Source organism: Sediminispirochaeta smaragdinae DSM 11293 (assembly GCF_000143985.1).
Classification (GTDB): Bacteria; Spirochaetota; Spirochaetia; order DSM-16054; family Sediminispirochaetaceae; genus Sediminispirochaeta; species Sediminispirochaeta smaragdinae.
In genome coordinates this window covers 2,103,067-2,126,524 of the sequence record NC_014364.1, presented here as the reverse complement: position 1 = coordinate 2,126,524, position 23,458 = coordinate 2,103,067, and the positions used below count along the sequence as shown (strand labels likewise).

The 23,458-nt window shown below is 42.4% G+C and carries 23 protein-coding genes; 11 read left to right on the top strand and 12 right to left on the bottom strand.

Annotated elements, in window-relative coordinates:
* The first annotated feature begins 5 nt into the window (after positions 1-5).
* The 3 genes from SPIRS_RS09935 to SPIRS_RS09925 are packed head-to-tail and all read left to right on the top strand — an operon-like array spanning position 6 to position 5,101.
* Entirely contained in the window at positions 6-1,676 is a 1,671-nt protein-coding gene (locus SPIRS_RS09935; RefSeq protein ID WP_013254552.1) for an ATP-binding protein, read from the top strand.
* 12 nt (positions 1,677-1,688) lie between these two features.
* Positions 1,689-3,230 (top strand): hypothetical protein, encoded by a 1,542-nt coding sequence (locus tag SPIRS_RS09930; RefSeq protein ID WP_013254551.1) that lies wholly within the window; start codon positions 1,689-1,691, stop codon positions 3,228-3,230.
* Positions 3,227-5,101: a hypothetical protein gene (locus SPIRS_RS09925; protein WP_013254550.1), complete on the top strand. Its 1,875-nt coding sequence runs from the start codon at positions 3,227-3,229 to the stop codon at positions 5,099-5,101. Before SPIRS_RS09930 ends, SPIRS_RS09925 begins: the two co-directional genes overlap by 4 nt.
* 91 nt (positions 5,102-5,192) lie before the next feature.
* Here the strand turns inward: SPIRS_RS09925 and SPIRS_RS09920 are convergent, their stop codons facing one another.
* On the bottom strand, positions 5,193-5,462 hold the full coding sequence (locus SPIRS_RS09920) for a DNA/RNA non-specific endonuclease (RefSeq protein WP_216086411.1): 270 nt from the start codon (positions 5,460-5,462) through the stop codon (positions 5,193-5,195).
* A 27-nt stretch (positions 5,463-5,489) separates the two neighbouring features.
* Here SPIRS_RS09920 and SPIRS_RS09915 point away from each other — a divergent pair, with 27 nt between their 5' ends.
* Complete coding sequence (locus SPIRS_RS09915; protein WP_013254549.1) at positions 5,490-6,677, top strand: IS256 family transposase; 1,188 nt, start codon at positions 5,490-5,492, stop codon at positions 6,675-6,677.
* 49 nt (positions 6,678-6,726) lie between these two features.
* Here SPIRS_RS09915 and SPIRS_RS09910 read toward each other — a convergent pair whose 3' ends face one another.
* Positions 6,727-7,491, bottom strand: coding sequence for a DNA/RNA non-specific endonuclease (locus SPIRS_RS09910; RefSeq protein WP_013254548.1), 765 nt, complete (start codon positions 7,489-7,491; stop codon positions 6,727-6,729).
* A gap of 94 nt (positions 7,492-7,585) precedes the next feature.
* On the opposite strand from SPIRS_RS09910, the gene SPIRS_RS09905 reads away from it, so the two are divergent.
* Positions 7,586-7,936, top strand: coding sequence for a hypothetical protein (locus SPIRS_RS09905; protein WP_013254547.1), 351 nt, complete (start codon positions 7,586-7,588; stop codon positions 7,934-7,936).
* Positions 7,937-8,440: 504 nt separating this feature from the next.
* On the opposite strand, the gene SPIRS_RS09900 is transcribed toward SPIRS_RS09905, so the two are convergent.
* Positions 8,441-9,106 (bottom strand): GNAT family N-acetyltransferase, encoded by a 666-nt coding sequence (locus SPIRS_RS09900; RefSeq protein ID WP_013254546.1) that lies wholly within the window; start codon positions 9,104-9,106, stop codon positions 8,441-8,443.
* 118 nt (positions 9,107-9,224) lie between these two features.
* Entirely contained in the window at positions 9,225-9,650 is a 426-nt protein-coding gene (locus SPIRS_RS09895) for a type II toxin-antitoxin system VapC family toxin (RefSeq protein ID WP_013254545.1), read from the bottom strand.
* A 260-nt stretch (positions 9,651-9,910) separates the two neighbouring features.
* Between SPIRS_RS09895 and SPIRS_RS09890 the strand changes: the two genes are divergently transcribed.
* On the top strand, positions 9,911-11,122 hold the full coding sequence (locus tag SPIRS_RS09890; RefSeq protein WP_013254544.1) for a helix-turn-helix domain-containing protein: 1,212 nt from the start codon (positions 9,911-9,913) through the stop codon (positions 11,120-11,122).
* Between the two features lie 297 nt (positions 11,123-11,419).
* On the opposite strand, the gene SPIRS_RS09885 is transcribed toward SPIRS_RS09890, so the two are convergent.
* Entirely contained in the window at positions 11,420-13,711 is a 2,292-nt protein-coding gene (locus SPIRS_RS09885; RefSeq protein ID WP_013254543.1) for an InlB B-repeat-containing protein, read from the bottom strand.
* 1 nt (position 13,712) lies between these two features.
* Complete coding sequence (locus SPIRS_RS09880) at positions 13,713-14,840, bottom strand: InlB B-repeat-containing protein (RefSeq protein WP_013254542.1); 1,128 nt, start codon at positions 14,838-14,840, stop codon at positions 13,713-13,715.
* Positions 14,841-15,036: 196 nt separating this feature from the next.
* Here SPIRS_RS09880 and SPIRS_RS22365 point away from each other — a divergent pair, with 196 nt between their 5' ends.
* From SPIRS_RS22365 to SPIRS_RS09865, 3 genes are all read left to right on the top strand, one after another.
* Positions 15,037-15,297, top strand: coding sequence for a hypothetical protein (locus SPIRS_RS22365; RefSeq protein ID WP_148224058.1), 261 nt, complete (start codon positions 15,037-15,039; stop codon positions 15,295-15,297).
* A gap of 375 nt (positions 15,298-15,672) precedes the next feature.
* The gene (locus SPIRS_RS22885; RefSeq protein ID WP_013254541.1) at positions 15,673-16,218 is read left to right on the top strand and encodes a CDP-alcohol phosphatidyltransferase family protein; all 546 of its coding nucleotides are present in this window, start codon (positions 15,673-15,675) and stop codon (positions 16,216-16,218) included.
* 84 nt (positions 16,219-16,302) lie between these two features.
* Entirely contained in the window at positions 16,303-16,749 is a 447-nt protein-coding gene (locus SPIRS_RS09865) for a DUF1284 domain-containing protein (RefSeq protein ID WP_013254540.1), read from the top strand.
* Positions 16,750-16,801: 52 nt separating this feature from the next.
* On the opposite strand, the gene SPIRS_RS22125 is transcribed toward SPIRS_RS09865, so the two are convergent.
* The 6 genes from SPIRS_RS22125 to SPIRS_RS09840 form a co-directional block, all read right to left on the bottom strand.
* Positions 16,802-17,005: a transposase gene (locus SPIRS_RS22125; RefSeq protein ID WP_216086418.1), complete on the bottom strand. Its 204-nt coding sequence runs from the start codon at positions 17,003-17,005 to the stop codon at positions 16,802-16,804.
* 292 nt (positions 17,006-17,297) lie between these two features.
* A complete protein-coding gene (locus tag SPIRS_RS09860) occupies positions 17,298-18,164 on the bottom strand; it encodes an S-layer homology domain-containing protein (RefSeq protein ID WP_083771473.1) in 867 nt (288 codons plus the stop codon).
* Positions 18,165-18,341: 177 nt separating this feature from the next.
* Entirely contained in the window at positions 18,342-19,271 is a 930-nt protein-coding gene (locus SPIRS_RS09855; RefSeq protein WP_013254538.1) for a ketopantoate reductase family protein, read from the bottom strand.
* A 985-nt stretch (positions 19,272-20,256) separates the two neighbouring features.
* A complete protein-coding gene (locus SPIRS_RS22880; RefSeq protein ID WP_148224165.1) occupies positions 20,257-20,397 on the bottom strand; it encodes an ATP-binding protein in 141 nt (46 codons plus the stop codon).
* A 156-nt stretch (positions 20,398-20,553) separates the two neighbouring features.
* The gene (map, locus tag SPIRS_RS09845; RefSeq protein WP_013254536.1) at positions 20,554-21,303 is read right to left on the bottom strand and encodes a type I methionyl aminopeptidase; all 750 of its coding nucleotides are present in this window, start codon (positions 21,301-21,303) and stop codon (positions 20,554-20,556) included.
* Between the two features lie 2 nt (positions 21,304-21,305).
* On the bottom strand, positions 21,306-21,563 hold the full coding sequence (locus tag SPIRS_RS09840) for a hypothetical protein (protein WP_013254535.1): 258 nt from the start codon (positions 21,561-21,563) through the stop codon (positions 21,306-21,308).
* A gap of 117 nt (positions 21,564-21,680) precedes the next feature.
* Between SPIRS_RS09840 and SPIRS_RS09835 the strand changes: the two genes are divergently transcribed.
* Positions 21,681-22,637: an HAD family hydrolase gene (locus SPIRS_RS09835; RefSeq protein ID WP_013254534.1), complete on the top strand. Its 957-nt coding sequence runs from the start codon at positions 21,681-21,683 to the stop codon at positions 22,635-22,637.
* Complete coding sequence (locus tag SPIRS_RS09830) at positions 22,634-23,437, top strand: hypothetical protein (RefSeq protein ID WP_013254533.1); 804 nt, start codon at positions 22,634-22,636, stop codon at positions 23,435-23,437. Before SPIRS_RS09835 ends, SPIRS_RS09830 begins: the two co-directional genes overlap by 4 nt.
* Positions 23,438-23,458: the final 21 nt, after the last annotated feature.

Below are 23,458 nucleotides of genomic sequence, written 5' to 3'. Positions count from 1 at the left end.
TTATAATGGACACTTCTACTGCTATTGGGAAAATTACAGCCACTGAGAAACAACCATGTACTAATGATGAATTTGTGTTTTGGACGAACACAAATATTATGCTCCAAGCCTTTGATGTTGTAAGAGTGGATAATCAGAAAGACAGTATTACATATGGTATAGTAGAAGATGTCTTTCATATTACTGACACTCCTAATTATTTAGGCGCGTTTGTCAGTAATGATTTTGGCAATACTGATGCTAAATTATTGACCAAGCGACTCAGTATGAATTATGTCAAGTGCAAAGTATTAAGAAATACAAAAGGAATATATCTTCCTGTTCTAGACGGTTCAAAAGTTTTCTTAGCAAGTGAAGATGATATTATTTTTGCATTAGGACTTAATGACATAAAGTATCCAATTTCTTGTGGCTACATCGAAATGTATGAAAAAATGGATAAAGAAAAAAAATTCATTCCAGTTAAATTAGACCGAAGGTTTTTAATAGGACCAGAAGGGGCTCATTTGAATATATCTGGAATTTCTGGGCTTGCTGCCAAAACCAGCTATTGCATGTTTCTACTAAAGTCATTGCAAGACCAATATATATCAGGAACTAATACCGACAATGAATCAATAGCATTTATTGTTTTTAATGTAAAAGGAAAGGATCTCTTGTGTATTGATAGAGAAAACAAAACATTAGATATTTTTGACAAAAATCTATATTCTGATCTTTCTATCAATGCTACACCGTTCTCAAATGTTCAGTATTTCTATCCCCATTCAAACGCAATTATAAGAAATACATATGCAACTGATGAATTGATAAACGATCAAAAGAATGAGGGGATTTATAATTCGTTTAAATATACAGTTCAGGATGATAAAGAAAGTTTAGAATTGTTGTTTGCGAATTTTGATGATCAAACAAGGACTATGGAATCAATTAATGAATTAATTCTTGATGATAATGGACCATTCTCAAATATTTCCACATGGGACAATTTTCGTGATCGAATTAGTGATTTTTGTGTCTCGAGCCAGCAGAATAGAAGTAACAAGGAAATTGCGGTTAGTAGTTGGAAAAAATACAAAAGACTAATATCAAAGCCATTAAAAAATCCTTTATTCTCTGATAGAGCAATTAAAGAAAAAAATGAGGTTCATCTATGTGATTCCTTACGAGAATTAAAGAAAAATAATGTTTATGTAATTGATATTGCAAAATTAGATGAAACTTTGCAATCTTTTGTTTTTGGTGATGTTCTGAAAAACATCTATGAAGCAAAACTTGAAGGGGTAGATTTAAAAGAAGATTTTCCTGACCGTATCATAATCTTTGTAGATGAACTTAATAAGCATGCAGGAAGTAATGTACCAAAAAACTCTCCTTTGCTTCGTTATATTCTTGATATTACAGAGAGGGGAAGATCGTTAGGTTTAGTATTATTCGGTGCTGAGCAATTTCGAAGTTCAATAAATGCTGGTGTAAAAGGAAACTGTTCAACTAATTGTTATGGTAGAACAAATAGTATTGAAATAAGTAATAAAGACTATAGTTTTATCAATTCCACATATAAGAATATTATGACAAGATTGGTTCAAGGCGAGTACATTATTACAAATCCGATTTTTCCTTCTCCTTTGATGATTAAATTCCCCAAACCACTTTTCTACCAATTTGATAAATAGAGGACCAAAAGAATGGATAAAGACGAGATAAAAATAGGAAAGCATTTATTAGATGTATTAACGATAGGTATGTATCAAGATCCAATAATAATCTATAGAGAATACATTCAAAATTCGGTTGATGCAATTGAGGCTTGTAAAATAAAAGGAATATTTGACAATTACATCAACAATCCTATATATATAGAAATAAAAAAACAAGAAAAAGCTATTTCAATTTATGATACAGGAATTGGTTTAAAAAGTAGTCTTTTTTATTCGACCCTGACTAGTATTGCTGCATCAACTAAAAAGATTGATTCAAATATTGGATTTCGTGGAATAGGAAGACTCGCCGGCATAGCCTATTGTTCTACCCTGACTATGAAAAGCTCATATTATGGAGAAAATACTGCTTCCATTTTGCGATGGGATGCTCAAAAGATACGTGATTCTTTACGCGCTGATAAAATGATTGAGGCCATAGATCTTATAAATAACACTACCGAGTCTTTTACAGAAAAAGAAGATACGGACAAACACTATTTCGAAGTTATTTTGAGTGATGTTAATAATCAGGAATTATTGGAAGAGCAAAAAGTTATTGAATATATTTCTCAAGTTTGTCCAGTTGAATTTGATTCAAAATTTGTATTTAAAACTAAAATACGAAATTTCCTTGATAACTATAATCTAAAATTAAAAGAATATTATATTATAGTAAATAAGAAAGAAGTCAAAAAAAATTATGGTACTGACATATATAAAATAGCTTCAAACAAAAAAAAGAAACATGATGAGATAGTTGATATTAATCATTTTGTCATATATAACGATTCAAAAATTATTGCTTTCTGCTGGTATGCGTTGACAAGAAAACTACAACTAATTCCTAAACTAAATTATCCAGGTATTAAATTTAGGCAAAATAATTTTCAGATCGGAAGGAGCGATGTTTTAAGAGAACTATTTGAGCCTCAAGAAAGGTTTGTTAATTATTTTATTGGTGAGTTACATATTTTTGAGAATACGATTATACCTAACGCACAACGTAATTACTTTGAAGATTCTCCAGAATTTCGATTTTTAATGCGAGAAACTCGAAAATACATTAAAGACCTAAATAGCTTATGCAAACTTGCTTCTGACATTAATTCTCTGAATAATGCAAGTGAAGACTATAATGCACAAAAGAGCAAATACGATGAAAATAAACAAACAAATAGTTTTATAAACAAAAAGCATGAAGAGTCATCATATGATGCTCTTGTTAAAACACATGAGGAATTAGAAAAGAAAAGAAATGACCTTGACCATAGAATAGAACGAATTAGCTCAAAAATTGTAAAAGACGGCATTAAGAAAGTTTATCCGCCACGAATTAGCACTAATACTATTATCACTAATGAAAGCCAGGATAATCACGAAAAGAAAAAATATGCTGTCTCTGATCTAAGCAAATTAGATAGAAAAGAAAAGAAACTTTTATCAAAAGTTTTTGCTATAATAAATGAGACGATGACAAGCGATGTGGCTGAAAATTTAATCTTTGCAATAAAAATGAAGCTAAAATGAAAAGAATACTTCTATACGAACCTAGATATAAAAACAAATACCCACCACTTGGGTTAATGAAATTATCTTCTTATCATAAAACTTTAGGTGATGAAGTTATCTTTGTCAAAGGTAACATTAAAGAGGTTTATTTAAAACAACTTTCTGTCTATTTAGTAGATAGATTTACCAAAATTGAGAATGATATTATTCCGGAAACAATATTGGATAATGTCTTTTATTATCTAAAGACTGGTAGAACGATATACTTAGAGGCAATTGAAAATAATGTTGGTTTTTTCTTTCCAACTATTGAAAGTTGGTTAAGAAAGGCTTTTCGTGATGCTCGCAAAAATAAAATTATAGATGATCTGAAATGGGATAGAATTTATGTTACAACTTTATTCACTTTCTACTGGGATATAACTATTTCTTCTATAAAGGAATTAAAGCCTTACATTAAGAACAGTAGCAATATGTTTGTTGGTGGTGTAATGGCTTCTGTTTTATCAGAAGAAATAGAAAATATAACTGGTGTACAGGTAGTAAATGGTTTGTTAACTGATTCTAAAAGAATTGGTTTAACAACTAATGACAATATAGACCTTGTTACTCCAGATTATTCCATTCTTCATCAAATATCTTATACTTATCCTGAATGGGACTCTTATATAACCTATGCCACTAGAGGTTGTATACGAAAATGCAAATTCTGTGCTGTACCAATCATTGAACCGGATTATGTCTCATATATTGATATAAAAAAAACTGTCAAAGAGATAGATAGTAAGTATTATATTCGTCGAAAGCTTCTTTTATTAGATAATAATGTTCTAGCATCACCTTTTTTTAAAGATATCATAAATGATATTATTGAAGTAGGATTCTTTCGTGGTGCTAAATTAAAGCAGAAGACTAAACTATATAGTTTTTATTTGTTGCTTAAAAAAGGGACTAACAGTTTTGAATATTCAGTTGCTCTCTGGAAAGAAATATTAAACTTCGTAAAGCAATTAAATCTTTCAAATAAAAAAATTGCTTCGGATATCTTAGATAAATATTTTAAAACCGACAATTTCGTTCCGAATTCTTTCTCTTTAATTCAATGCTTTGAAGAACTCGATAGGAATTTTGATATTAGGAAAATAACTTATAAAAAAAGGACAGTTGACTTTAATCAAGGTATTGATTCAAGATTATGTAATGAAGAAAATATGAGACTACTTTCGAAAATTGCTATCCAACCCTTACGAATTGCTTTTGATCATTGGTCATTACGAGATATTTATATCAATGCAATTAGGTTATCTGCAAAATATAAAATACGTAATCTATCTAATTATCTTTTATATAATTTTGAAGATAAACCAGAAGATTTATGGAATCGATTAGAATTAAATATTAAATTATGTGAAGAATTTGATTTAATTATATATTCTTTTCCAATGCGTTATTCTCCAATCAATGATGAACAAAAATTATATCAGACTAGAAAATATATCGGAAAGAACTGGAATAGAAAATACATACGTGCTATACAGCTAATTTTGAATTCCACAAAGGGAAAGGTCGGAAGAAATCGATCATTTTTTGAAAGAGCTTTTGGAAAAAATATTTCAGAATTCTTTGAGATTTTACATATGCCAGATTCATATATTTTATTACGTGATATTGCTGAAAAAGAAGGGTTGACTGATAATTGGAGGTCCCTCTATAGGGAGATAAAGGAAGAAGACCCTGAAATTATCGGTTACATTGAAAATTATGATCTCTCACTTATTCCTGATAAAATACTTATTACATATAAAGATTTCTTCAATCATTATTATTGTAAATATGATGACCTTTTAAGCATAAAACTAAATGAAGGAAGATATAGAAAAAGTTCTTAATCTCATAGGAAAGTAGTGCTTAAATGCTCTCGCACATTTCGATATGCGCGAGCATAAATAAGAACTTATATCGGCCATCTCAGAAAGGTAATTACCATCGTGAGAATATGGCATCACTTTCAAGCTGTTCTTCTATACCGTCTTCAAGCAAAGGGAAGAAATCAAGACCGGTTGCCGCTTCAACCTGGTCTACAGAAACAACGAAAGCCGAAAGGGGCTCACTGCTTGATTCATTCGGGAGAATAAAGCCTATGGCCTTGAGGTCAGGTTCAACATAATCAAGCGATAACGTATAATATCTTGCGCAAATTCCAAATTTGGTAAAAAGAAAGTCCTCAATCTGACGATTGATTAAGTACAACCAAAACCACATCAGAGAGAGGACCAAATGCCTGGTAAGATTATCGAGATAAATGAGGAAGAAGTCAAAGCCCATTTGGGGGAATTTGTACGGGAAACGGTAGAGGAAACATTGAATGCCATGCTGGAAGCTGAAGCCGAGCAATTAGTCAATGCCCAGAAGCATGAGAGAAACACAGATCGGAAGGGATATCGTGCCGGTCATTATAACCGAAAGCTGTTGACCAAGGCGGGGGAAGTAACCCTTCAGATGCCCAAGCTGAAGAAGGTAACCTTCGAAACGGCGATTATTGAACGGTACAAGCGCCGGGAGATTTCCGTAGAGGAAGCGATGGTGGAAATGTATTTAGCGGGAGTGTCGGTGCGGAGAGTAGAAGATATCACCGAAGCCCTGTGGGGAGCAAAGGTGTCACCGGGAACGATCAGCAATCTGAATAAAAAGATCTACGAAGAGATCGAGAAGTGGCGAAACCTGCCGCTTGAGAGCCACTATGGCTATGTGTATCTGGATGGGATCTGGATGAAGCGATCCTGGGCTGGAGAAGTGAGGAATGTGTCGGTTCTGGTGGCTATAGGCGTCAATCAGGATGGATTTCGGGAGATTATCGGGGTTGCAGAGGGCACTAAGGAAGATAAGGACAGCTGGCAACGCTTCTTGAGGTATCTCAAAGAACGCGGCCTGGAGAGTGTCGACATGTTCATCTCCGACAAATCTTTGGGGTTAGTCGAATCGATTCCGGAGTTTTATCCCCAGGCACGCTGGCAACGCTGTGTCGTCCACTTCTACCGGAATGTGTTCAGCTTTGTTCCCCATGGCAAAGTGAAAGAGGTTGCCACAATGCTGAAGGCAATTCATGCCCAGGAAAACAAGGAAGAGGCAATCCGGAAAAAGGATCTCATTGCGCAGAAACTCATGGATATGAAACTTCACAAAGCGGCGGCTCTGGTGCGGGAAGGATCCCTCGAAACCTTTTCGTACTATCATTTCCCGGTGGAGCACTGGAAGCGCATCAGGACCAACAATGGTCTTGAAAGAATCATGCGAGAAATTAGAAGGAGGACACGAGTAATCGGCTCATTCCCCGATGGAGAATCTGCCCTGATGCTGGTCGCGGCCCGGCTGCGTCACATCTCAGGTTCTTCATGGAGTGAACGGAAGTATCTGAATATGGACCTGCTGATTGATTACGATCAGGAAGAACATCAGGTCTCATAAGTAAATTCTTCAGATTGAGGCAAAAAGAATTTGCGCAAGTTTATTGACACTACCAATCAAGCAAGACTTTGTAGTACCTCTTAGGTACGGTAACACCATTCCCTCCAATCGTCTCATACGGTCCGTCAGTCAGTATCGGTCCGGTAACAACGCAAACGGCCCGCTCGGCTGTGGCCTCCTCTCGAACCCATTCCTCAAGCTTTTTCCATACCCCTCGGTTGAAGCCTGGAGCTTGAGGAGACATGTTTGATAGATAGAATGAGTCGTTCATCGATGCCCTGGACCATTTAAGGTCAGCGGCCGGGGCGAGATGTCCTCGATCATATCCTGAACCTTTATAATCGGATAATGAGGCCGAACCGGTTACGATATCAGAATCGGCCCTGAAATTGTCATTTCGATCGAAATTCCCGGCGACCTCCTCCGCTGTCAAAACATAGGCAACCCATACCGCTTGCTCGTTCTCCTCTGAGTATAAAAGGGAATAACCGGTATGATGAACTATATTCTCCGGAGTCCTGCAGTATGGAAGTGCGAGAGCCTCAAGGTCAATCGATGTGCCTATGGTACTTGTTAACTGGCTATCAGTGCTTACAAGCGTGGGAGGATTGCACCTGCTACATGGTTCATAGCCCTGTGCTATTGCTTCCGATAGTGTTATTGGTATTTTTGAACTTCGGAGAGATGGACAACCATCAAGGTGATACTTCGTGCCCGATTTTGTGATGTAGACTATAAAATCTCCATTCTCAGAGAAAGCAACGGCAGGAAATAAAACAAAAAGGCAAAGAACTACTGTTATAATCCGTTTCATAAATCTCTCCTACTTTTTTGACCAATTCACCAGTCTTTTTCTTGATTTATAATGATATCAGGTTTCATAATAAAAGAAAAGAAAGGTCAATTTAATGGTTGAATTAGGCGATAGGCTCTACCTTTCAGGAGGAGCAGACCCTACCCTGTCATGGCTCAACGGGAACTCAGGCTATGAAGTAACAGTGGCTGGTTACATGCCCGGCCGAGGGAAAGAACCTGCGCTACTGGTAAAATTCGACGACTTCATTACTACTGCACACGGTCTTAAAGGACTCTACGCTGTCATTGAGTTGAGGTTTGAAAACACCACATGGCAGGATGGCGCGCTTGTCCAGATAGAGCTTTGTAACTTTCTGCCGGCCAAAAAGCCAAGGCCTGAGCGCCAATGTGGGCACTGGGTGGAGGCCAACGCAATTGTTAAAAAAATACGGTATAAGAGATGAAGCAGATATGATAGCAGAATCGGCTTAGGAATCTCCCATGCGCCTTTTTGCCTTAAATCGTGACAGCAGATATGATAGCAGAAAGAATTTGGCAATTTTCATACACACTATATATAGTGGTATACACTGTAATATTTAATTGAATGACACTATATATAGTTTTTCCGACGGTTCGATTCCCGCCACCTCCATGGATAAATGTTGATATATTAAGTATTTAGAGCTATGATACATCCAGTGTAAGCAGGATAGGCTCAATATCTGCCCTGCTCTATGGAGGTATTATGGCAAGATTTAGAGAAAACGAATATATCCTATTTCCGCGAACACTCAAGAATAAGACAGTCTGGTATTATCAAGCATACGGAACGAACCTACAGTTGTCTATGTCTGTTTATTTTAATTTGCTACGGTTCTCATTTTTATTTTCCATTTTTTTATAATCACGCTTCATTCAAACTCTTAATTATTTATTAAAAACATCGATCTATGCCAAAGAAGTTATCAGGTCGAAGCGATTGTTAGCTGGGTCTCCCTCAAGAAAGACCGTATCTGGATTTTAAATATCTCTTGGCTGTACTGGATTCTCTTTTCTTTTTCCTCAAATTTCTTATCAAAATCTATGGCATCTTTTGGATCATATTTGAAAACATCACTTTGCCTAATTTTCCATTTTTTCTGTCCAAAAAATCCAGACTGAATCTCAAGAACAAGTAATCCTAAAGGATATTCTCCATCCATATTGCTTACCTGATAATCAATACCATTTCTAAAACCATGTTTACAATAATTATGCGGATCTCCATAAATTACAATTGCTGGAATATTCATGTTTTCTACTACGTTTCGTGTTTTTTCAATTAATGCAGTACCTATTCCCTTTCTCTGATATTCAGGATGAACACATAAAGGCCCAAATGAAACGATTTCAACTTTATCATTGTCGTCACCCAAAAGAAATGATCTTGTATACATGATAGAAGCTATTAATTTCCCATCTATTTCAGCAACAAAGTCAAGTTCTTTAATAAAGTCTTTATGATCTCTCAAAATATGACATAAATAGTGTTCATCACATCCTGGCATATATAGATTCCAGAACGCTTCTCGTGTAAGTTCTTCAACTTTTTTATAATCGTCTTGGGCCTCTAAACGAATGTCAATATTCATAATTCTCCTTTTTTCGCTCGAAGTGTCCAGCTACATTTACTTGACCTGTAATTCCGTACCCCATACATTTACAAATCAGAGCGTGCACTTTCAGATCAAGCTCTTCTCCAATTGCTGGTTATGTTCCAACAATTACTTTTAATCCATCAGGTACATACTGCTCTATTTTCTCATCTTTTGTTATTAATGTATAATCATTTTGTATTGCCTGCCATATTAGCATTCTATCAAATGGATCTTTATGATTCTCTTTTTTCGGTAGCTTATAGTATGAAGCAAATACTTTGTAATCTAATTCTGCTACATGATAGCCTGCCTCCATTGATACTTCACTTATTTGTTCAGGGTTTAGCCCATTAAATTCTAACGTACCTAATGAATATTTTAATGCTATCTCCCAGAAGTTTATTCCAGATATATAACTATTTTTCTTTCTTTTGGCATCATAATTTTTAACTTCTACAGCCCCCCTTACTGTACCATCGGGGACATAACATCCAATTGAGAGTAGCCACATCTGCTCCAATTGCTGGTTATGTTTCATTTTTCTCGACTGCGGATGATCCCCGCCCCTTTATGTTTGTCGCAGATCACCCTGTCCTCAAAAACCGGCCCTCTTTACATCCGGCGGCATACTTGTTGACATCTCTGTTGCGGATTTTTTATAATTGTAATCGGGTTTGGCGTACGGGTATTGATCCGGAAGGAAGCCGGCTTTTCTGAAGAAGGTCCGGCGGTTTTGTTCCCCCCAAGGGAGCTGTACCTGAACCTGATCCAAAGAACAGATAAATACGCGGGGGCCCGGTGAATACCGTACTCTTTATCGATAACCTTGTTTTTTTCGGGGGGCTCCTTGCACTACTGCTTGCCTTGGGGCAAATGGTGCTGAAGAAAAAAGACAGCAGGAATTATCTCTATGCCCTCATAATGCTGCTCCTGGCAATATACCAGTTCTGTATCTCTTTGCACCTTTTTTTCGATGCCATGTCCTGGCAGCATATATTTCCCTATGTTCATATAACAAGTACCCTTTCGGTATGCATGCTCATACCCCTGATCTATTTTTATTTCAGGTCACTTCCAGAATTATCTTTCAACTTTTCAAAGAAGCTGCTGTTTCATTTTATCCCGGCTGCGGCGGCAGTTATTGTCCTGGCTATTCTGACCGCCAGAATCGGGTATCCCCTGGATGTGACCATAGCTGGCCGGGACTACAAAGGGTATATATACAAAACCGTATTCACCGTGAGGATGGTTTCCGTTTCCACTATTGTGCTGGAGGGGGTATATCTGATCGCCATTACCCGGCACTATGTATCCCTGTACAGGGATGCCCGTGCAGACAAAAGGGACAAGTACGTGGCGGTTCTCTCATGGGGTTTTCTTACACTCTTTTTTATTCTTTCTTCCGGTTTTCTTATCGCTTTTTTTGCAGCCAAGTACGATAATATATCAGGTTTGTACAACCTCTATACCCTGCGTTTTATGGTTATTACCGTTTTTACGTTTCTGTACGGCTACCGCTATCCCTTTGCTATGAACATCGTCAACACGGAAACCCTGCGAACCTATTACGCCCGATCCCAGACCGATAAGCTGCCAATTGACGCCATTGTCGAAGGACTGGAAAAGATGATGGCCGAAAACAAAGTGTTTACCGATGAATCCCTGTCCATCGAAAAGACGGCTGACGCCCTGGGCATAACATCCCATCAGCTCTCGGAAATTCTCAACACCCGCCTGCAGAAAAATTTCAGTACCTGGCTGAAAGAAAAACGGATTGCCGAGGCCCGCACGCTTCTTATCAGAAAGCCGGGTGCGAAAATTATCGATATATCCCTGGACTGCGGTTTCAACTCCCTATCAACTTTCAACACAGCCTTCAGGCAGATAACGGGCTGCTCGCCCAGTGCATACCGGAAACAGTCCGGCCCCGATGAGGCTCCGAGAAAAAGAGTACATAGCCGCCTGCCCCAAGCGAGTGTAAAAAACAACGGCGACTTGGGTCACCCGTAAAACCTTATATGAGATGCCCTACAATACCCGATTGCGTACACTTTCTCGGAATATTCACTTCCATAACGGTAATCGGTATTAGGGCGTGCCCCCGACCCCGGCTTTCCGGGTCCGGGGTCGGGCTGTCCGGGGCTCCGCTATCGCTTCGGCCTCCTCGGCGCTTTGCGCCTGCGGGGTCCGGCTTCGCCGCCCCTCCCATCCCTCACGCGGGGTAGGCCAAAATCACCGCCCCGCAGGAAGGGGCAACAGGAGCCCCGTCGCCTGTTTACCTTGTCTGTATTGTGCGCAGTCGTCGTGCTAAAACATCCGGGCCGCCCGTACATTGATACCATACATACCAGCATCCTTTGGACCCGAACCATAGCTGCCGTTGGCGAAATTTACATAGTCGGCATAGGTTTTATTGGTATTGCACTGGCTGGAACTCCAGTAAACAGAATCTGTTGAAAAGCCCCCGAGCCCCAGATCCATGTACAGATCGTTAGCCATGGCTCTCAATTCGTCCGTGCTGGGTAAAAACCAGTCGTCGTAGCCGCCCACGACCAGGTCGTCGCAGTGCTTCGCCGCGTAGTCGGTTTCTCCCTGCGCGTCCAGGGCGGTCACAATAGCGGCGGTGTTTGTCTGGCCCGTGCCTATAACCGTCTCGTCCACAAATATATCCGCGGTATAGCTGTTTGCCCACTTTTTGTACCCTGTGTAATCTGAGGGCTCGGTGGATGCGGGGGCCGCCTCCAGATACCGCCAGCCGTCGGAGAAGCTACTCTTTGCGTAGAAGATGTATCCACTGGCGGGACCGATGTCCCCCACTTCAAAGGCAACCCAGTTAACGTAGAGAGTGATGTCCTCTGTAATGGTAAAGATATCCCCCGGCTGGTAGCTGGTGCCGGTGCCGTCGGCGGCTGTGTTCCAGCCCCCAAATTTGAAAGCCTCCGCTGTTCCCGCAGTGGGAATCCTGACCAGTGTGCCGGTGTTATCTGCGGCGGTTACCGCAAATCCCGAGTTGGGATCGGGTACGGTTCCGTCTGTGGCTCCGTTGTCGTCGTAGGTCAGGGTATGGGATAATCCGACCATTGCACGGTAGGTGGTCGTATTTCCGTCCTCGGCCTGTACAACGTAGTACACTCTGTCGGTAAAATCCGCGGAGAGATCGAACGCGTTTTCATTCGGCAGCCCTGAAATGTAGCAGGTCCTTCCGGCATGGGTTACGGTCGGGGTCAGGTCGGTCCGGTCCGTTCCCGGGGGAAGGGTTACGTAGATGCCTGTTCCATCGATGACACCTTCCACGTCGTCACTCAATGCCGCGTTGTCCGCCGCTCTAAAGATAAAGGAGGTCATTTCCATGCTCTGGGACCACCACACGGCGTAGAGGTTTAGGTTCTCCGTCATGGTGATGCTTTCCCCGTCGTCGTATTCCGGGACTTTTGGCCAGGACATGACTGACTCACGGTCGGTGGTCCACCCGGCAAAGGTATAGCCGTCGCGGCTAAAGGTGCCGACAGGCAGGGTTATTGTTCCGTCGTCCGCCGCTTCCTCGCTGTCCATGGCGCCGACAGCATCTTCGGAGTCCTTGTCAAAGGTCACCAGCCAGGGCACCGTAACGGCGGCGGTGTCGGAGTATTCCGACGCGCCGAAACCGTTTACCGCCAATATCCGGTAGCTGCGGGTCGTTCCCCGCGTCAGGCCTTCGTCATCGTACCCCGTCGCTCCCGGCGAAACGTCGGTACTCAGATCGTTCCAGTTACTTCCATCATCGTCGGAGTACTGAATCTCGAACGCTGTCTCGTTGGTGGAGTTGTCCGTCCAGAAAAGGTTAACCGTGGTGCTCATCACCTCACGCGAAGCAGTCAGGTCTGAGGGCGCCTCCGGGGCACTGTTGAAGTCGGTCTCCGACAGGGCAATCGTCTTGCGGCTGGTGAGGTTGTCGTAGACGTGTACCAGCTCGTTCACGGTTATGAGGGAAGGGCCGGGTCTGGCACCCATCATGCCTATAGTCAGCAGTATGCCTGAAGAGGTTGATGCTACGTCAGATTTTGTAAAGGTATACGTATAGGTGCCGGAAGAGATATCCTCTGTTACATAATCATCCTCTCCAAACTTTGCAGAAACTGTGCTGACCGCTGTTATTGTCTCCGGCCAGGTGATGGTTATTTCCACATTTCCCGTGCCGGTTGTAGCGGGTGCCATCGTAAAGGCAAGGTTCGTCGGTTCGCTTATAGTTTTTGTCAGCGTTCCTTGCAGCAGCAGGTCGCCAGTTGGTTCGCCCGACTCGGATGCTCCACTGAAAGCCTGGAGGATGAAAGTCCAGATTCCCGTCTCCAGGGTGATCTGTGCGTTCGCAAGGTCGGCCCAGGTTTCGGTAAGGGTGGTGCTCCCCTGTACGGCGGTCAGTTTGTAGGAAGCGATGTTAATATCGCCTTCCTGCACAGTCACCGTCCGGGCGTTCACCGTTCCGGTGGATATCGTCAGAGTGACCTGTTTGCCCCCGGTGGAACCGTCGGGCTCATTGGCAAGAGGCATTTTACAGCCGGAAATCCCCAAGACTACGGCCAGTATGATGATGCCGGTAAACCGGCGAGTCTGTGTTCTCATCTTATGCATCCTCATCCGGATCTGTTGTGCTGTTGGTTACGGTGACAATTACACTTTCCGAGAACCCGTTTCCATCGTCGTTTGTCACCACCACGGTAAAGGTATAATTCCCTGGAGTAGTTAGTGTTATTTCCAGGGTCTGGCCGGTCGCACCGTCCAACATCTGTCCGTCCCTGTACCACTGGTACGAGGCGTATATGTCGCTGCCGTTAACGCCTATGGTCAGGGTGGCTCCCACTGTCCCGGCCAGGCCCGAGTCTCCGGTTCCAGTCCCGGTAACGGTAATCTGCTCCTCTTCTTTCAGTGTTGTGGTAACGGTGCCTTGGGGCGTCCATTTGGCGTAGAACGCTCTGGATCCGGTGGAACCGGCGGGTATGCCGGTAACTTGCGCCTCGAAGACTGAGTCGCTGTACCAACCGCCGAAGGTGTAGTCTGTTCCGGACGGATCGGCCAGGGTGATGGTGGCGCTTTCAATGGTATAAGTCGCTGGATTGGAGGCGCTATTTGTCCCACCGTTCAGCGTATAGATGATGGTGTACGTGGTGGGCGTCCATACCGCGTATAGGGTTACATCCGCCGTGCCCATGGTGAACTCCTCCTCGTCGGTATAGGCCGCTCTTCTCCCGGCGCCTGTGGCCCACCCGACAAAGGTGTAGCCCTCATAGGTAAAGGTGTTCACCGGTAGCGTTACCGTTGCTTCCTCGGCCACTGTCTGGACTGCCATGGTTCCGCTGCCGCCGTTCGCGTCGAAGCTCAGGGTGTGTACGTTCTGCGACCAAGTCGCGTAGAGTGTCACATCCCCCGTTCCCATGGTGAAGGTTGCGCCCTCCAGGTAGGTCGACGTCCCGCTGTCGTCGGCTGCCGTGTTCCAGCCGCTAAAGGCGTAGCCGTTCAGGGCAAGCCCTCCGGTGTTGCCCAGGACCGTCACCTCGTCGCCCGCAATGTACGTGCCGCCGTCCGTGGGAACCGTCCCCGAGTCCGCTCCATTGGCGTTGTAGGTGACGGTGTAGGTCTCTGCCGGCCTCACCGAATCCGTTGTCCCGTTGGAACAGCCTATAAAAACCAGCAGGGCCAGAACGGCCGCCGCCGCGACTATGGCACTTTTCCTTATCATCTCTGTTCTCTTCATCTCTGTTCTCCTATGACTCGAATTGTCTCCCGGGTATCCGTGACGGGCGGAAGGAAGATTTTTCTGCAATCAGGAGAAATTGTAGGCGTTTTTTTACGGGCACTCTCACGGATTTATAAATCTGGCAGTTTTTTTGAGAAATTCCTGCGTCCGAGTTTTCAAGCTGGGAACTGCAAAGAGAATACGGAGGAAAATCATGACAAAAGCATATAAGACGAACTTTTCTTTTTTGGATGAAGAAGAGAAGGAGCTTGAACACCTCGACGCATCAAAGGCGTACCCCAGGAATTTGCTGAGCCGGTTTGCCAAACAGTTTTCCAGCACATTTAAGGTGGAACCTTCACTAGCCATAGGGCGGAAACTGACTTCCCTGGTCTGTATTAAAGATTGCAGGTGTTCCATATGGTTCGTAAGGCATCCTTCAACGCTTCAACACAGAACGCAGCTTCCATTGTGAGTGAGATCCGGCTCCTTCTGCGGGATGGAAGTTAATTTTTTCGGTGACAGAACGTTAAGGCCCAATTCTTTTATCAGAATCGGCACGGCGTTGGGTACGTTTCTTGTAATAGTGATGCGAGCGACTCACGCCAAGAAGCTCGCTTTGTCGTGCAATAGAAGATGATGGTCAGAAGAGAGAGGCGTAAAGGATAGGGAATGCAAGATTCTACAGTTCCTACGATAGCAAGCTGCATAGAGAACATTGAGTTTTTGTTGTGCTATGGACAAGATAGCCTTACAATTATTTATATAAGATTCTGGACATAAGTATGAATCATAATTATTCTGTATCTACATTGGTCTTTCATGCTTAAATGGATGATGAGCTGAAAAAATGAACAAAATTACTAAGAACATACCCAATATCCTTACAATATCAAGAATTATAGTTTCCCCCTTAATAATTATTTTATGGAATCATAAAGTATTAAATACTATAGTAATTTTGTACTGTGTTTTAACAGATATTATCGATGGCTATTTAGCAAGAAAACTAAAAATAGCCACAAAATGGGGCGGGAAACTTGATTCTTTGGCCGATGTTTTTTTCTACTTATCGTTAGTTGTATTGATTCTGATTTATGAACCTAAAATACTAATTAACTATATACTCTTAATCGGTATTTTAATAACGCGAATAACATCAGTAATAATATGCAAAGTACGGAATCATGAAATATATAGTATTCATACAATAGGAAATAAGATGACGGGGGTAATTGTGATTTTGGGAGTTTTTTTATACTGGGTATTAAATATGAAAATGATAACGACGGTCGTTTTTTCACTGGCAACGCTTAGTGCAATTGAAGAATTACTAATCTTCCTAATAATAAGAAATCCTGATATAAATATGAAATCGTTGTTAAATAATGATTGAATCTAATATATTACAATTTTCATTGCCGGTTGAAACATTTCAATTTTTAGTATGTATGAAATGTAACAGTGAATGGAGTTTAAAATGCTGAGATTGAGACCTCATCATATTCTTGATATCGTAAGAAACATTGGAAATGAACGACCGATAGTCCCACATGAGTATGGCCATTTGCTACACAAGGTAACCAATAAAATAATTACAGATGTTAATGTGAAATGCATGTTAGTAATTGGGACCGATGATATTTGTGGTCCCTGTAGAATGCTAACCAAAGAAGGAAGATGTTTAGATATTCTTCATCAACTTGAAAGGCAAACTTCAAAACAAGAATATAATGATAATTTAGATAAACGGATCATGACTTTCCTAAATATAGAGCCTAATTCAGTTCTTAAAATTAGTAATTATCTATCATCAATAAAGCAAAACATGAATGAAATAGTAGATATCTGTACACACCCTAAAGAAGATAAAGAATACAGGAGAAATGGATTAATAAAAGGACTGAAAATATTGAAAATTGAATAAACACATAGAACAATCTATTCCAGTTCCATACATGTATCAGAAATGAACAAATCTACCTCTCGATAAGGGATTCTTCGACTGAAGCTTTGCGACGTTTGTAGCGTTCGACAATTGCCGTTTCAAAGGGAAGATTTCTTAGTTTGGGCATGTTTAGATCTACACGACCGGCAGAAGTATCGAGCTTCCTGGTGTAATACCCGGCACGGGTATCGGCTCTTGCTTCTGTTCTTTCGTAACGGGATAGATTGCACCAGATGCTCGTCTATCTGTATAATTTCCCCTGGTGTTTTTGAGTCCATAAAGGTCCTCCGGACCTTTTCTCTTTCATAATTGTACGAAACTTTCTTGACGTTATCCGAGTCCCGCCACCTCCATGGATACCCTATTTTACTTTCGTATGTCAGAATTCAAATCTGAAAAACCGACATCTTCTTCCAGGAATCTTTCTTCGTACATTTTATAATTTGTTAAGCAAGTATAAAAAGGCCCCCGGTATGCCGGAGGCCCTGTCCTTATAACTTATCAGAAATAGAAGAATATATTGAAGGTTAACGGGGTATAGGGCCCTGCCCTGGTTCCCCCGAATCTCTTGGACCGCCCTGTCTGCCCGGCCCAGGACCATCTTGTCTGGGAGATCCTCCAAGACATAATATACGATACATGATAGGAGCAATTTCCGCTCTTGTGAAGATACCATTTGGATTGAAATTCCCGGCATCATCGGCCTTCAAAATACCAAGCTTTACTACAGTCGCTACTGCTTCCCGTGCATTTTTCGATATATCATCCGAATCTCCAAATTTTGAAACGTTTTTCGTCACCAACTCTTTCGGCATACCGTTTAAACGTTCACTCAAATAGATCCAAACTGCAGCCTGTTCACGGGTAACCGCTTTGTCAGGATAAAAACGGTCGACATCCTCAAATGCACCGACTGCCTTTCCTTGCATTGTTGCCTGATAATAATAAGTATCCTTTCCTACATCGGTATACCCTGGGGCCGTGCCATCATATTTGAACTTTGCATCCAACATAACTGCCAAATCGGCACGGGTAAGAACTTGATCAGGGTAGTACGAGGTTGCATACCCAACGAGGATACCCTTTTCATACAGATAATCGACATACGCATTGATTGAAGCAGTTCTTGCATCCAGATCAGAGAAGTATTGCGATGAAACCTGTTCAGGTAAGGTTTGAGCAACCATTACAGTTTCATGAGGGACTCCTTGTGGTGGTGGGCCTCCCGGGCCTCCTTGTGGTCCACCACCGGGACCTCCCTCCATGGTGACCGGTCGGGATCGTTCGGTATGCGAACAACTTACTATCAGAGCAATAAGTGTAAAAAACATCAAACCTGTCTCAAGGGACAACTTTACCAGTCTTTTTTTCTTAATTGGAATTAACATAGGCATTTCTCCTTGTTGAAATCAATTAAGAAAAGGTTAATTGTGAAAGATGAAGGAAATATGAAGTTCTTTGTAATATATGTAAAAGTTTTATAGTGTTCGGAATCCTGGTGATGCTTATGTCATTTTGCAGGCAAAATACTTGCTTTTTGCCTGCAGGTCATTTTCTTCATGACATACCTTTCAAATAGTGCTTTTAGATTTTGCTAAAATCATCTCTCCTAAAATCCGTGTGACTCGTGGGTCGATCGGAGGAGACATTCCATTTCCGATTCGTGCAATCTCCAAATTTAGGAACTCTATTTCGGTCTCTCGCCCATTGTTGATATCCTGAAGTGTTGAAATGAGTTGTCCATCGGAACGCTGACTGATGAGCAGTAATTGATCGAGCAATTCTCTTTTCTGAAATCGAATTCCGATTTTTGCAGCAACCGAGCTCGCTTCGTCAATGATTGTTTCGGCAATCATTGCGACGTGCTTATCTCGGTGGAAAATACCGTTATCAACATTGATTAGTGGGCAGATCGAATTAAATGCCGCATTTATAATTGCCTTTTTCCAAGCCTCTCTTTCAATGCTTTCGACGTAACGAAAGCGAAAGGTCGGTGTTGAGATTTGATCGATAATAGCCTGTGCTTCCCCTGGATCCCCTTTTACGATACCTATCGGAGACTCTGAAACTTCGCGAAATCGGTAATGATGCTTTTGTATGGTTTGGCCTGTTGCATATAGGACACAACGATAAATTTTCGGGAAACCCGCATCGATATATACTTGTTCTACGCCAATTCCGTTTTGCATCACGACTATTGGGAGCTTTGAAAATTTTGTTCTCAATGAATCAGCAATATATTTATTTGCTGTGGCCTTCGCAGTGAGGAGAAGAATCCCTTCGTCGACGCACTCGATCTCAGATAATGAAACCATTTTGACGTTCGCCTGAAGGGATTTTCCGGCCGGTAATTCGACTGTAACGCTCTCGATAGTCGGCGAGACACCCTCTACACTCGTGCGGACAGCGATCACCTGTATATCATTTGCGGATAAAAATGCCGCAAGAGGCATTCCCATGGAACCGGATCCGATAACGTAAATTCTTGGTATAGCAGTCAAATCGTTACTCCTTATTGCGATCAATTGTTGCTAAGGTAGCAAACAATAAGCAAATACCTTATTAAAATAGTATCATATTTTTGGAGAAAGGCAAAATAAAAGGGGCAATTCTAAGGCTTTGACCAAAAACGGAATGGAGGATACCATCATAAATTTCAACTGTTTTTTGTTAATGCATAGCTGCACGACTCGAAAAGTTTTTGTCATTAAAGGCATACTGCCCGGTTACACCTGTTAAAAATAGGGAAAGGCCGGGATAAGTGGAAAGTGTTGTCCCATCGTCCCGATAAAAGCGGCGGATGGAATCTGAGGTACAGAATCCAAGCCTTTTTCCGGCGATACTTCCCCCATAGACATTAATAGTATGTTCGAATCATCTTCTTCTTCCTTGAAGACGCTACAGGAAAAAGAAGTAGTTATAACAAATGCAAGTAAAATGAAAAGCACTATCTTCATGACAAAAGCCTCTTTCTCAATCGCTTATACGCTATCCCCTCTTCGGCTTTATAGCAATAGCATAGGATTTTTTATCGTATTTTTGAATAGGTAAAGCGCCCCTTTATTCCATCAATCTCCGAATAATACTTGATTATACCTACGACCTTCTCAGGAGCATCCGAATTTATCATAACATTGGAATACTTGTACCGTTTGTATATTGCATTTACGGTAAACGCCCCAACAAAATATAGATAACGGTCTAAATTCGTGTGTTTACGACGATTGCATTGTCTTTGTACTAAATATCCAGCCAATCCTTAGAAACGAGAAGATAATCAAAGCAGATTGAAATAGTGCATATAGCTCTGAAGGAAGAATGAAAAATTTGATGGCAACGGCATAAATCGAACCTGCCAAAATCGCCAAAGATCCTGCCTTTATGTAATCCACAATGGCTTTTCATTCGATAGACAAGTCATCCTCCTTACCGATGTTTCTGATATCTCCCTTTAGAGAATTTCTCCCTCTTTGTCAATTTCGCTTATCAACGGCTTATCTGCGGCATGCTAATGCGAACCAGCGTCCCCCTACCCACCCCACTTTCCAGTTCGACAAACCCGTCGTGTGCAATAACTATTTTTCTGACAAGATAAAGGCCTAACCCAAAGCCACCTGTCCGCTTTATCCCTCAAAAGCGACACCCTTTAAAATGCTCAGATCATTGTTTGCATAAATGATTTGATTGAAAACGATATCAGGAGAGATTCCCTCTTTTTCGAAAAGAAAGAGCGAAATAGAGAGGAACGGATAAGTCAAACAAAAACTGTAAAGGAAAAGACTGTTACCCTACCGTCAAGACCTCGCAGCCGCTTTGGGTCACGAGAACGGTATGCTCCCACTGAGCAGCAGGAAGGCCTGTGGAGGTGAGCTTGCTCCAGCCGTCTCCCGCTTCTACCAAACCAGAGGCGGCAAGAGTGACCACAGGTTCAATCGTAAATACCATCCCTTCTTCAAGACGGAAGCCCTTTCCTTTATAGCTGCAAAAGGGGATAACGGGAGGTTCGTGAAGGCTACGGCCGATACCATGGCCCAGACAGTCGGCAATGACGGACATGCCCATTGCATCGACATAGCGTTCCACGGCCCTTCCAATCTCAAGACTATCTATCCCGGGACGTGTCGCGGTTATTCCAGCGATAGTTGCCTTTTTTGCAACCCGCAAAAGACGCCCAACCTCAGGAGATACCTTTCCAATGCCGAAGGTGACGGCCCCATCACCAAACCAGCCGCCGATTTCAAGAGAAAGGTCGACTGTCACGATATCCCCCGCCTGTAAAATCCGATCACCAGGAATGCCGTGTACGGCGACTGCATTTACCGACGTACAGACCGTTCCTGGAAAACCAAGTAGGGAAGAAGCCGATTGAGCGCTTAGGCGTCTCAAATGCTTCTCACAGAAGAGCGAAATCTTTCCCGTACTTATGCCCGGGACCATAATGGGCTCCAAAGCGCTGAGAATCTCTCCCACGATTCTCGAAGCAAGGCGCAATCGTGCAATTTCCGAGGGATTTCGAACAGCAACCCCTTTCATACTCAAATTCCGCCTAACCAGGCCAGGAGATAGCTTTCGCCAACATAGATAAGCAGAACGATAAGCAACCCGAATAGAGAGCGAATCCGTGAGAAAAATCGACGGGGGCGCACAAAGAAAAGCATACTCTGATAGATCAGGGTAAAGACGATATAAAAATAGGCGGCAATGCGAATACACTCGAGTAAAAGAAAGAGATTGTCGTCGGAAAGCTCCTGAATCGAACCAGCCACGAAAAAGAAAAGAAGTATAAGTATCATATGGAAAAGCCATATCCTGAAGGAGTCGATTAACCTGATCAGTGACTGAGAGAGGCCTAAAGGTTTCTTTCCGGAGATGCTCTTCATAGGCTAATAGTAGCACAATTGCAGTTGCGAATGAAACAAGTTCCATCGTACAATGTGTTTGTGTTTCGTGATGTACTGATTTCCATTATACGAGAGGAACTTTCTCCTCTTGAGCCAATTTCTACGGATCTTCGGCCGACTCTCACCCCAATGACCGGGATCAGGGCTTGCCTTTTTGATATCTACGGTACCCTTTTTATTAGTGCCAGTGGAGATATCTCTCAGGCATCAGATACCGACGGCGACAAACCCTGGCGGGCTATGGCCGCGGCAGAGGCACTGATCAAGAGCGGTTTTCTGCTTTCCGGTGACAAAACGCCGGAAAGAGTCTTCGAACTGTATCTTGAGGAAATTCTACGCGAACACAATATGCGGAGGTTGGCCGGGATCGATGTCCCCGAAGTAGATATACGCCGTATATGGGAACGAGTAATCGACAGGCTCAAGGAGGAAGGCAGACTCAAAGGGACTGCCGATGAGGCATCATTTTCTATTGTGGCCCTCCGTTATGAACTTTCGACAAACAAGATATGGCCGATGCCCGGGGCCCTGGATCTTTTTGATATTCTCACACGCCGTACTATGCCGATGGGGCTTGTCTCTAATGCGCAATTTTATACCCCGCTCTCTTTCAAGGCGCTCTTCGGTAGTGACGAAACCGATCTCGGATTCGCCTCTGAACTTCTTTTCTACTCATACGAGCATCATGTTGCAAAGCCCTCGGCGAATATGTTTCGCCCGGTCTTGGAAAGACTTGAAACTGTGTATCATATTCGTCCAGAAGAGGTAGTGTATGTCGGTAACGATATAAGAAACGATATCCTTGCCGCATCGCAGTGCGGCTGCAAAACGATATTGTTTGCCGGAGATAAGCGAAGTCTCAGGTTACGACGAGAGGTCCCGGAATGCCGTACGATTCGGCCCGATGCAGTCGTCACCCAGCTTATGCAAATACCCTTGATGTTTGACGAAGGAGCTTCCACATGAAAAAAATCCTTGCTGTTTTTATTCTCCTGCTTATTGTCGGCGGGGTCGTGTTCTATTTTGGCTGGATTCAAAACTTGATTCCCGAAAACCACTATGCCGTTCTCTTTACCAAAACCAGCGGCTATGCCCCTAGCGTATACAAACCGGGGGTATTCTACTGGGAAGCGGAACGGCTCATACCTAGAAACATGAAGCTTCACCTCTTCGATCTTACGCCTCGAAGTAGGAGTATCGAATCATCGGGAACGCTTCCATCCGGAAAACTCTATGCTGGGATCCTTCCAGACGAGGTCTCCTTCAACTATACCATTAAACTCTCTCTTTCCTATCGGATACGGCCTGAAGAGCTTCCTCATCTTGTCAAAGACGAGGGGTTAACACCGGAAACTCTAAACGATTGGTATGCAGCGAGAGAGGCTAAAGTGCTTAATGCGGCATCTGCTTATCTTGCACAGCACCCTGATCAGATGGGTATTGACGAAAACCTTTCTTCATCCTTCCCCGAACTTGAATTCTCCAATATATCGTTGCTTTCATGGCACATGCCCGACAAGGAACTCTACGAAACGGCTAAGAAGCTTTATTTTGACCGGCTATCCACCACCGAGGCGGCGGAACGAGAGGCCCTTTCAAAAGAACGCCTATGGAGTGTGTCGCGTAAGGAGCGTCTCACTGTTCTCGAGGAGTATGGAAGACTCTTGAGCACCTATCCAGGCTTACTCAAGTTGGTACTCAGCCGGGCGGAAGATCCAAACCTTATTTCGATTGAAGATCTTCTTTCGGAAACTCCGAACGAGTGAATAAAAACCCATGGAATACTT

Coding starts and splice junctions, on each gene's coding strand:
- SPIRS_RS09935 (WP_013254552.1), top strand. CDS start 6: ATGGACACTTCTACTGCTATTGGGAAAATTACAGCCACTGAGAAACAA.
- SPIRS_RS09930 (WP_013254551.1), top strand. CDS start 1,689: ATGGATAAAGACGAGATAAAAATAGGAAAGCATTTATTAGATGTATTA.
- SPIRS_RS09925 (WP_013254550.1), top strand. CDS start 3,227: ATGAAAAGAATACTTCTATACGAACCTAGATATAAAAACAAATACCCA.
- SPIRS_RS09915 (WP_013254549.1), top strand. CDS start 5,490: ATGCCTGGTAAGATTATCGAGATAAATGAGGAAGAAGTCAAAGCCCAT.
- SPIRS_RS09910 (WP_013254548.1), bottom strand. CDS start 7,491: ATGAAACGGATTATAACAGTAGTTCTTTGCCTTTTTGTTTTATTTCCT.
- SPIRS_RS09905 (WP_013254547.1), top strand. CDS start 7,586: ATGGTTGAATTAGGCGATAGGCTCTACCTTTCAGGAGGAGCAGACCCT.
- SPIRS_RS09900 (WP_013254546.1), bottom strand. CDS start 9,106: ATGAATATTGACATTCGTTTAGAGGCCCAAGACGATTATAAAAAAGTT.
- SPIRS_RS09895 (WP_013254545.1), bottom strand. CDS start 9,650: ATGAAACATAACCAGCAATTGGAGCAGATGTGGCTACTCTCAATTGGA.
- SPIRS_RS09885 (WP_013254543.1), bottom strand. CDS start 13,711: ATGAGAACACAGACTCGCCGGTTTACCGGCATCATCATACTGGCCGTA.
- SPIRS_RS09880 (WP_013254542.1), bottom strand. CDS start 14,840: ATGAAGAGAACAGAGATGATAAGGAAAAGTGCCATAGTCGCGGCGGCG.
- SPIRS_RS22365 (WP_148224058.1), top strand. CDS start 15,037: ATGACAAAAGCATATAAGACGAACTTTTCTTTTTTGGATGAAGAAGAG.
- SPIRS_RS22885 (WP_013254541.1), top strand. CDS start 15,673: ATGAACAAAATTACTAAGAACATACCCAATATCCTTACAATATCAAGA.
- SPIRS_RS09865 (WP_013254540.1), top strand. CDS start 16,303: ATGCTGAGATTGAGACCTCATCATATTCTTGATATCGTAAGAAACATT.
- SPIRS_RS09860 (WP_083771473.1), bottom strand. CDS start 18,164: ATGCCTATGTTAATTCCAATTAAGAAAAAAAGACTGGTAAAGTTGTCC.
- map (WP_013254536.1), bottom strand. CDS start 21,303: ATGAAAGGGGTTGCTGTTCGAAATCCCTCGGAAATTGCACGATTGCGC.
- SPIRS_RS09840 (WP_013254535.1), bottom strand. CDS start 21,563: ATGATACTTATACTTCTTTTCTTTTTCGTGGCTGGTTCGATTCAGGAG.
- SPIRS_RS09835 (WP_013254534.1), top strand. CDS start 21,681: ATGAAACAAGTTCCATCGTACAATGTGTTTGTGTTTCGTGATGTACTG.
- SPIRS_RS09830 (WP_013254533.1), top strand. CDS start 22,634: ATGAAAAAAATCCTTGCTGTTTTTATTCTCCTGCTTATTGTCGGCGGG.